The organism is Mesorhizobium sp. M4B.F.Ca.ET.089.01.1.1 (assembly GCF_004022605.1).
GTDB lineage: Bacteria > Pseudomonadota > Alphaproteobacteria > Rhizobiales > Rhizobiaceae > Mesorhizobium > Mesorhizobium abyssinicae.
Map to the genome: position 1 here is coordinate 1 of NZ_RZOS01000236.1, position 8,855 is coordinate 8,855.

Below are 8,855 nucleotides of genomic sequence, written 5' to 3' on the forward strand. Positions count from 1 at the left end.
CTCCTGCTTGGCGAATCTCTTGGCGCCGACGACGCAAAGCACCACGGCGACGGTGACGGCGATCATCAGCGGGCTGACCTGTTCGTGCAGCAGGCTCGCCGCCAGCGCCAGGCCGAAGAAGGGCTGCAAAAGCTGCAGCTGGCCGACGGCGGCGATGCCGCCTTGGGCCAGGCCGCGATACCAGAACACGAAACCGATCAGCATGCTGAACAGCGAGACATAGGCGAGGCCGGCCCATGCGCCGGAGCCAATGCCGGCGAAGGACGGCGGCAGCGTCACGAAGGTCAGCACCAGCATGATCGGCAGCGATAGCACCAAAGCCCAGCAGATCACCTGCCAGCCGCCGAGCCGGCGCGACAGCGCGGCACCCTCGGCATAACCCAGTCCACAGACGATAATGGCGGCCAGCATCAGCGCGTCGCCGACCGGCGAGGCGGTGACGCCCTGCGTCAAGGCAAAACTCCCAACGAGCGCACTGCCGAGGCAGGAGAACAGCCAGAAGGCCGGCCTTGGTCGGTCGCCGCCGCGCAGCACGCCGAAGATCGCCGTCGCCAGCGGCAGCAGGCCGACGAAGATGATGGAATGGGCCGAAGTGACATGCTTCAGCGCCAGCGCCGTCAGCAAGGGGAAGCCGACCACCACGCCGAGCGCCACGATCACCAGCGACAGAAAATCGCCGCGCTCCGGACGTTTCTGCCGGAACAGGACGAGCATCACCAGGCCGAGCAGTCCGGCAATCGCCGCGCGGGCCGAAGTCAGGAAGGTCGGATCGAAATCCGCCACCGCCACACGCGTCGCCGGCAGCGAGCCTGAGAAAATCAGTACGCCGACGAATCCGTTCACCCAGCCGCTCGCGGTCTTGTCCATTGCAGGCCCCATTGCTTTCGCCCTGTATCGGGCAGACCCCTATGGTGCAGCCAGAGACAATGCGGTACAATTCTGCAAAACTGTAATGGCCCATTGAGCAATACAGATGACCGCACTCGTTCTGGAAACCGACGCCGCGCGCACACTTGTCGCGACCACCCTTGTCGAAACTGTCATGGCGACCATCCGCCAGCGGATCGCCGCGCGCAGCCTGACGCCGGGCGCGCGGCTGCCCTCGATCCGCGCCTTCGCCAAATCCATGCGGGTTTCGAAATCCACCGTCGTAGAGGCCTACGAACGGCTCGCCGCCGAAGGCACGATCCGCTCGCGCCCGGGCTCGGGCTTCTACGCCGCCGGTCAGTTGGCGCCTTTGTCGCTGGCCGAGATCGGCCCCCGGCTCGACCGCGAGGTCGATCCGCTCTGGGTCTCGCGCCAGTCTCTGGAAGCCGGCGATGAGGTGCTGAAACCTGGCTGCGGCTGGTTGCCGGCCGCATGGATGCCGCAGGCCGCCTTGCGCCGGGCGCTGCGCACGGCGGCGCGCGCCGATGATGTCGCGCTTGCCGATTACGGCACGCCGCTCGGCCTGGCACCGCTGCGACAGTTGCTGGCGCGACGCATGGCCGGGCATGGCATCGAAGCCTCGCCCGAGCAGATCATGCTGACGGAATCGGGCACCCAGGCCATCGATCTCTTGTGCCGCTTCCTGATCGAGCCCGGCGATACCGTTCTGGTCGACGACCCCTGCTATTTCAATTTTCACGCGCTTCTGCGCGCCCACCGCGCCAAGGTGGTCAGCGTGCCCTACACGCCATCTGGGCCGGACATCGACTTGTTCGCCGCGGCGCTGGCCGAGCACCGGCCGCGCCTCTACATCACCAACTCCGGCATCCACAATCCGACCGGCGCGATCCTGTCGCCGGTCACCGCCCACCGGCTGCTCAAGCTCGCCGACCAGGCTGACCTCACCATCGTCGAGGACGACATCTTCGCCGATTTCGAGCACAGCCCCGCCCCGCGCCTGGCGGCGTTCGATGGCCTCAACCGCGTCGTCCAGATCGGCAGCTTCTCCAAGACGCTGTCGGCCTCGGTGCGATGCGGCTTCATCGCGGCGCCCCGCGACTGGATCGAGCAGCTCATCGACCTCAAGATCGCCACGACCTTCGGCGGCGGCAGGCTGGCGGCTGAACTGGTGCTGACCCTGCTGAAGGACGGCAGCTACCGCAAGCATGTCGAGGCGTTGCGCATCCGGCTTGCGCGCGCCATGGCCGAAACGAGTGCCCGCCTGAAGCCGATCGGCATCACGCCGTGGATCGAGCAGCCGGCCGGCCTGTTCCTGTGGTGCAGCCTGCCGGAGGGCCTGGATGCGGCGGAGGTCGCTCGCCGCGCACTGGCCGACAATGTGGTGCTGGCACCCGGCAATGCGTTCAGCCTGTCCGGAACGGCCAGCCGCTTCCTGCGCTTCAATGTCGCCCAGTCGGCTGACGAACGCATCTTCACGGCGCTCGAAGCGGCGATGTCAGCGTAATTCCGCTCAGCCGGAAGCGGCGCAGACCGCGCGCACGCAATCGCGCAGCCAGCGTTGCGCCGGATCGGCGTCGAGGCGCGGATGCCAGAGCATGGAGATCGTCACCTCCGCTGTCGCGACCGGCAGGGGAAAGCTGAACATGCCGGCGCGCGCGCCTTCCGTATGCCGCTCGGGCACGCTGGCGATCAGGTCGGACGCGCGGGCCATGGCAAGTGTCGCCGAGAAGCTGGACACCATGCACACCACAGTCCGGCGCAGTCCGAGCTGTTCCAGGGCCTCGTCGATCGGCCCTCTCTCGCGGCCGCGCCGGGAAACGCTGATGTGGCGCCCGGCCGCGAAGCGCGCCGGCGTGACGGGGCCCTGGCTTAGCGGATGGCCGGACCGCGCCGCACCGACGAAGCGGTCGCGAAAGAGCGTCTGAATGCGGACCTCGGGCCCGGTCTCGCCGGCTACGCCGATCTCCAGATCGATGGTCGCGTCGCGCAGCGACGCTACGTCCTTGTCGGACTTCGGCGCGAAGCGCAGCGCACATGGGCAGCCTCCGCTCCGGCGCGGGCGACAAGCCGCGGCCCGAACTCCTCGACGAAGCTTTCGTTGGTGCGCAGCGTAAACGTCCGGTCGAGGCCTTGTAGGTCGAGCAGCCCGGCCGGGCGCAGCAACGCTTCCCCGTCTTCGACCACGCGGCCCACCTGCAGCCGCAATTCCTGCGCGCGCGGCGTCGGCACAAGGCCCCGGCCGGCGCGGACCAGCAGCGGATCGCCCGTCGCCTCGCGCAGGCGCGCCAGCGTGCGGCTCATCGCCGACGGGCTGAGGCGCAGCCTTTGCGCGGCGCGCGCCACGCTGCCTTCGTTGAGCAGGACATCCAGGGCGGCCAGCAGGTTGAGATCGGGTGACGGCATCGCCGGATCATAGCACGGATATATGGCGTCGCATGCATGAATAAGATGCAAATGCTGCGTCTTCCGCCATGTCAGCAAGGGGCGTACGACCAGGCCGAAGCAAAGGAGCAAGCCATGGCGAACGTCGCGGAAAAAGTTGGAACCGAAAGCAATTGGATTGACGGCGCTGCGACGCCCACGCGGTCCGTTCGCTGGGCGCTGGCCAGCCTGTCGCTTGCCACGCTGTTGTCCTCTCTCGGGACCAGCATCGCCAGCGTCGGCCTGCCATCCTTGATGCAGGTGTTCGGCGCCTCGTTCCAGTCCGTGCAATGGGTGGTGCTGGCCTATCTGCTTGCCATCACCACCATGATCGTCAGCGCCGGGCGGCTGGCCGACATTGTCGGCCGCCGTCCGCTCCTGCTCGGCGGCATCGCCCTGTTCACGATCGCCTCGGCGCTCTGCGCGCTGGCGCCGACGCTTGGGCTGTTGATCGCGGCGCGGGCCGCGCAAGGCCTTGGCGCGGCCGTGATGATGGCGCTGACGCTGGCCTTCGTCGCCGGCACCGTCCCTAAGGCCAGGACCGGCAGCGCCATGGGCCTGCTCGGCGCCATGTCGTCGATCGGCACCATGCTTGGCCCCTCGCTCGGCGGACTGCTGATCGCCGGCGCCGGCTGGCGGGCGATGTTTCTGGTCAATGTGCCGCTCGGCTTGCTGGCTTTCGCGCTTGCCTGGCGCGCGCTGCCCAAGGACGGCAGGTCCGGGCCGGGACGAAGCGCTTTCGATACGCTCGGGACGGTTCTGCTCGGCCTGACGCTGGCCGCCTACGCGCTGGCCATGACACTGGGCAAGGGAAGCGTTGGTCTGCTCAATCTCGCCCTGCTTGTCGTTGCCGCCCTTGGCGTCGCCTTGTTCATCGTGACGGAATTGAAGGTCGAAACGCCGCTCGTCCGCCTGGCTGCATTCGGCGACCGCATGCTGACCGCAAGCCTCGCCATGAGCGTCGTCGTCTCGACCGTGGTGATGGGCCAGTTGGTGGTCGCGCCGTTCTACCTTTCCAGAGCGCTGGGCCTCGACCCCGCCACAGTCGGGCTTGTTATGTCCACGGCACCGTTGGTCGCGACGCTGGCTGCGGTGCCGGCGGGGCGGCTGGTCGACCGCTTCGGTGCCCAGCCGACGATGATAGCCGGCCTGGCCTCGCTCGTTCTCGGCACGTTTGCCCTCTCGTCGATCCGGATCGCGTTCGGCATTCCCGGCTACGTCGTCCCGGTCCTGGCGCTGAGCGGCGGCTATGCCCTGTTCCAGACCGCGAATAACGCCGCGGTGATGGGGGCCGCGACCGCCGACCAGCGCGGTGTCGTCTCCGGCCTCGTCAACCTGTCGCGCAATCTCGGCCTGATCACCGGCGCATCGCTGATGGGCGCCATATTCGCCGCGGCATCTGCTGGAGCAGATTCAGCGACCCCATCGGCAACCCTGCTCGGAATGCAGGTCACACTCCGGTTCGCGATGGCGCTTGCGCTGTTTGCGCTCGGCCTTGCCGTGTTCTGCCGGCGGGCGGCTACGAGAAGCAAGGAGCGGACCGAGGCCTAGAGCTGTTTCGAAATTCGCTCTGGCGAACCATATGGTGGTGGTTTCGAGAACCGGAGCGCAGCGGACATTTGGGTCCGTGAGCACCGTAAGCGCAGAAAACGCCATCAGATGGCCGCCAGAGTAGAATTCCAAACAGCTCTAGGCCCCTGCCCGCTTGCGGCGCTCGTACAGCATGACCAGTGTCTCGGCGGTCAGGGCGGGCTTCTGCTCGCCTTCGATTTCGACCGTATTGGCGGCCTTCATCAGATACTGGCCGGGGCCCCTGTCCTCCATGGACAGCAGCGTCGTGCGCAACCTGATGCGCGAGCCGACCCGGACCGGCGCCAGGAAACGCACCTTGTCGAAGCCGTAATTGAAGGCGGCCTGGGTGTTTTCGGGCACGATGCCCATGTCGAGCGCCAACGCGCCGATGATCGACAGCGTCAGATAGCCATGCGCGATCGTGGTGCGGAACGGACTCTGCCGTTTTGCCCTTTCAGGGTCGACATGGATCCATTGATGGTCGCCAGTGCATTCGGCGAACTGGTCGATGCGATGCTGGTCGACCGTCGTCCACTCCGACACGCCGACTTCCTGCCCGGCCATCGTCCTCAACTGCTCGAAGGTCGGCGGCGTCCTCGGCCGTGTTTCCGTCATTCCTGCTTTCCCGATCGCTTTGCCTGTCTCCCGACCACGAAGCGGAGCCCCCTGTCAATTCGCCGCCTGGCAAATCGGTTCCGACAGGCAGCGTTTTGCTGCCATGGGTGGCAGCTCGTCCACAATGCCGCCGGAAGGCAGCATTGCCCCTCAACGCCCGCGAGCTAGCCGCCCCCGGAAGCGCGATGGTACCTGGCAGGCAGCACCAGCGACGCCGCTGGGAAGCGTCACTTCTTGTCGTAGCCGGCGCGGATCTCCGCCATCGCGTCCTTGATCCGCTCGCGCAGGATCTCGATGGATTCGGTGCCGGATTTCCTGGCCATTTCAGCCACCTCGCCGGCATTCTTCAGCGCCGTCTCGAAGGATTTGCGGGCGAACTCCGCTTGCCTCGCCATCAACTCCTGCGGATTGCCGGGCGCCCGGTAATTCTGCGCCAGATCGGTGATCTCGCGCAGCGCGTCCTGCATCATCTCGCGTTGCCGGCTGAGCAGCGAGGACGCGCCGGCCGCGCCGGCCCTGGCCGATTTTTCGAGTGCTTCCAGATTCTTGCGGTGGTGGCTGATTATCGCCTCGACATCGACATTCGGCACCTTCAGGTCGCGGCCGAACCTGCTGAACATGTCCAGGAACGAGTCGGATTCCGGTTGTTTCGCCATATCTCTGCTCCCCAATCTACTCCCGCCAGGAAGAATAGAGCACGCTACGCTTGCGTCAATTGACGAGGAACAACCGCTCGGCCGTGTAGAGCACGATGCCGGCAAGGCCGCCGATGACCATGCCGTTGAAGCGGATATATTGCAGGTCCCTGCCGATGTTCATCTCGATCAGCCGGGTGAGCTGGCCGAGATCCCAGCGCTTGACCTGGTCGGCGATGAATTTCGACACGCCGCTCTTCTGGCTTTCGACGAAGGACGACAGCGCCACCACGAACCCCTGGTTCATGTCGGCCCTGATCCGCGCGTCGCTGGCCAGATGGCGGCCGACCTCGACGAACATGTTGGCCAAGTGGGCGCGGATCAGGGAGTTCTCCGCCTGAGCGTCCTGCTCGATGAACTGCCGCAGGCTTTCCCACATGCCGCCGGCCAGCGCCTTCATCTCCGGCTGCTCCAGGAAATCGCGCTTCAACTGCTCGGCCCGCCTGGCATATTGCTTCGACGTCCTCAGCCGTTCGATGAAAGTCCTCGCGAAACGGTCGAACTCTGCCCGCATCGGGTGGTCGGGATCGGCCCGCACCTCCTCGAGCAGCGTGCCTGCCGAGGCCACGATCTTCTTCAGGAGATAGGCGTCGGCGCGAAACAGGTTGAACAGCGACGGCAATTCCTCGCGGATCTTCTCGCGCATGGCGGAGAGCGCCTCCTCGTCGTTGAGGAACCGGCCGATCACCCTGGTGAACTCGTCGAACAGTTTCTGGTGGCGGCGGTCGTCGGTGAGCGCCGACAGGAGCTCGGCGGCAAGCGGCGCCAGCGGCACCTTCTCGACCTCATCCATCATGCGGCTGGTGACGAAGCCGCGCAGGCCGGATTGTTCGACGGCGGCAAGCGTCTGCGGCACAAGGCGGGCGACAAAGCGCGACAGGCCGGCGGCGCGCTCCGCATCGGCCAGCCAGTCGGCAACCAAGGCGGAGAAATCGACCTCGGCAAGCTTTTCGCGCACCGGCTCCGGCGCCAGGAAATTGACCTCGATAAAGCGGCCGAGATTGTCGGCGATGCGGTTCTGGTTTTCCGGGATGATGGCCGTGTGCGGGATCGGCAGGCCGAGCGGGCGCCTGAACAGCGCCACCACCGCATACCAGTCGGCCAGCCCGCCGATGGTCGCCGCCTCGGCGAAGGCGGCGACGAAGCCGAGCCACGGATAGGTGCCCTCGAACGACTTGGCGAGCGCAAAGACCAGAACGCAGAGCGCCAGCGCCGCGGTCGCCACGAACTTGGTTCGCCTCAGCGCCGCAAGCTTGGCAGCGGCGTCGGTGTCGAATCGGACATGGTTCATGGCCGGGGCCGCTTGTGACATTGTGAGCCGCTCCTGATCGATGTTGCGACTTATCTAGGGACGCTGGAGGCCAAATGCCCGCGGCACGCTACCCACGCTCACGATTTGCGCCACCATGCACATAAAGTTGACGCGTTTATTCATCTATCGTGCGCCGCCAGTCTGGAATTGTTCCAAGGTATAGGCCATATTGAGCCCAAGCTACTGGTTCAAGAGGACGAAATGCGGCTGACGCGCCAGACCAATTATGCCATGCGCATCCTGATGTATTGCGCCGCCAATACCGAACGGCTGAGCCGCATCCCCGAGATCGCCGCCGCCTATTCGGTGTCGGAGCTGTTCCTGTTCAAGATCCTGCAGCCGCTGGTGGAGAACGGCCTGGTCGAGACGGTGCGTGGCAGGAATGGCGGCGTCAGGCTCGGCCGTCCGGCCGAACAGATCAGCCTGTTCGACGTCGTGCGGGTGACCGAAGAGAGCTTCGCCATGGCCGAATGCTTCGAGAACGACGCGGTCGAATGCCCGCTGGTCGACAGCTGCGCGCTGAACTCGGCGCTGCGCGAGGCGCTCAACGCCTTCTTTGCCGTGCTGTCGCGCTACACGATCGCAGACCTGGTGGCGGCGCGCCCGAATGTGCGCCATCTGCTTGGCATCGACATGCTGGAGCAGCGCGCCCCCGCCGCCTGATTGCAGCAGGCGGCTAGGCCGCCGATTGCGGCAAAACGAACGGAATATTGGCTGCCGGCAGCACGCCAACTTTCAACCGGCAATCGAACACCTTCTCGATCAGTTCGTCGGTCAGCACGTGCTGCGGCGCGCCCGCGGCGGCGAGCCGGCCGTGATGCATGACGTGGATGCGATCGGCATACATGGCGGTCAGGTTGAGATCGTGCAGGATGGCGACGACGCCGCCGCCGCGCCTGGCGAAATCACAGGCAATGTCCATGATGATCAGTTGATGCTTCACGTCGAGGCTGGACACCGGCTCGTCGAGGAACAGGTAGCGCGGCTTGCCATCGAGCACCGGCGCCCAGACCTGGCAGAGCACGCGGGCAAGCTGCACGCGCTGCTGCTCGCCACCTGAAAGCTCCTGGTAGAATCGTCCGGCAAAGCCGTCGAGATCGACGCGCGCCAGCGCCCGCTCAGGCAGCCGCGCGTCCTCGCCGGGCAGCACGCCGGAGCGGCCGCCGACAAGGCCGAGCCTGACGATCTCGCGCACCGTGAACGGAAAGGAAAATGTCGTCGCCTGCTGCAGCACGGCGCGATAGGTCGCCGCCTCAACCGGCTTCATCGCCTTGAGGTCGCAGCCGTTGAGCGCAATGCCGCCCGTATAGGCAAGCTCGCCCGACAGCGCCTTGAGGAATGTCGTCTTGCCC

At 66.1% G+C, this 8,855-nt stretch carries 8 protein-coding genes and 1 pseudogene; 3 read left to right on the plus strand and 6 right to left on the minus strand.

The annotated features are described in order from the left end of the window. On the minus strand, window positions 1-867 hold an 867-nt coding region (locus tag EN780_RS20755), incomplete at its 3' end, for a DMT family transporter (protein ID WP_133372657.1). A gap of 106 nt (window positions 868-973) precedes the next feature. Between EN780_RS20755 and EN780_RS20760 the strand changes: the two genes are divergently transcribed. Beyond that, window positions 974-2,392, plus strand: a complete 1,419-nt coding sequence (locus tag EN780_RS20760; RefSeq protein WP_128275167.1) for a PLP-dependent aminotransferase family protein — start codon at window positions 974-976, stop codon at window positions 2,390-2,392. 6 nt (window positions 2,393-2,398) lie between these two features. Here the strand turns inward: EN780_RS20760 and EN780_RS20765 are convergent. Beyond that, a pseudogene (locus EN780_RS20765) lies at window positions 2,399-3,291 on the minus strand (LysR family transcriptional regulator). A 114-nt stretch (window positions 3,292-3,405) separates the two neighbouring features. Here EN780_RS20765 and EN780_RS20770 point away from each other — a divergent pair. Beyond that, window positions 3,406-4,860 carry an MFS transporter gene (locus EN780_RS20770; protein WP_128275168.1) on the plus strand — a complete coding sequence of 485 codons (1,455 nt, stop codon included), beginning with the start codon at window positions 3,406-3,408 and terminating at the stop codon, window positions 4,858-4,860. A 138-nt stretch (window positions 4,861-4,998) separates the two neighbouring features. Here EN780_RS20770 and EN780_RS20775 read toward each other — a convergent pair whose 3' ends face one another. The 3 genes from EN780_RS20775 to EN780_RS20785 all read right to left on the minus strand — a co-directional run bounded on the left by EN780_RS20775 (window position 4,999) and on the right by EN780_RS20785 (window position 7,503). Further along, the gene (locus EN780_RS20775) at window positions 4,999-5,496 is read right to left on the minus strand and encodes a MaoC family dehydratase (protein ID WP_127285957.1); all 498 of its coding nucleotides are present in this window, start codon (window positions 5,494-5,496) and stop codon (window positions 4,999-5,001) included. Window positions 5,497-5,723: 227 nt separating this feature from the next. Then, window positions 5,724-6,152 carry a phasin family protein gene (locus EN780_RS20780; RefSeq protein WP_127311406.1) on the minus strand — a complete coding sequence of 143 codons (429 nt, stop codon included), beginning with the start codon at window positions 6,150-6,152 and terminating at the stop codon, window positions 5,724-5,726. 55 nt (window positions 6,153-6,207) lie between these two features. After that, the gene (locus tag EN780_RS20785; protein WP_127285959.1) at window positions 6,208-7,503 is read right to left on the minus strand and encodes a DUF445 domain-containing protein; all 1,296 of its coding nucleotides are present in this window, start codon (window positions 7,501-7,503) and stop codon (window positions 6,208-6,210) included. Window positions 7,504-7,704: 201 nt separating this feature from the next. On the opposite strand from EN780_RS20785, the gene rirA reads away from it, so the two are divergent. Continuing rightward, window positions 7,705-8,166, plus strand: a complete 462-nt coding sequence (rirA, locus tag EN780_RS20790; protein WP_127285960.1) for an iron-responsive transcriptional regulator RirA — start codon at window positions 7,705-7,707, stop codon at window positions 8,164-8,166. A 13-nt stretch (window positions 8,167-8,179) separates the two neighbouring features. Here rirA and EN780_RS20795 read toward each other — a convergent pair. Further along, window positions 8,180-8,855 (minus strand): heme ABC transporter ATP-binding protein (locus tag EN780_RS20795; protein ID WP_128275169.1); only part of this gene is annotated, 676 nt, incomplete at its 5' end.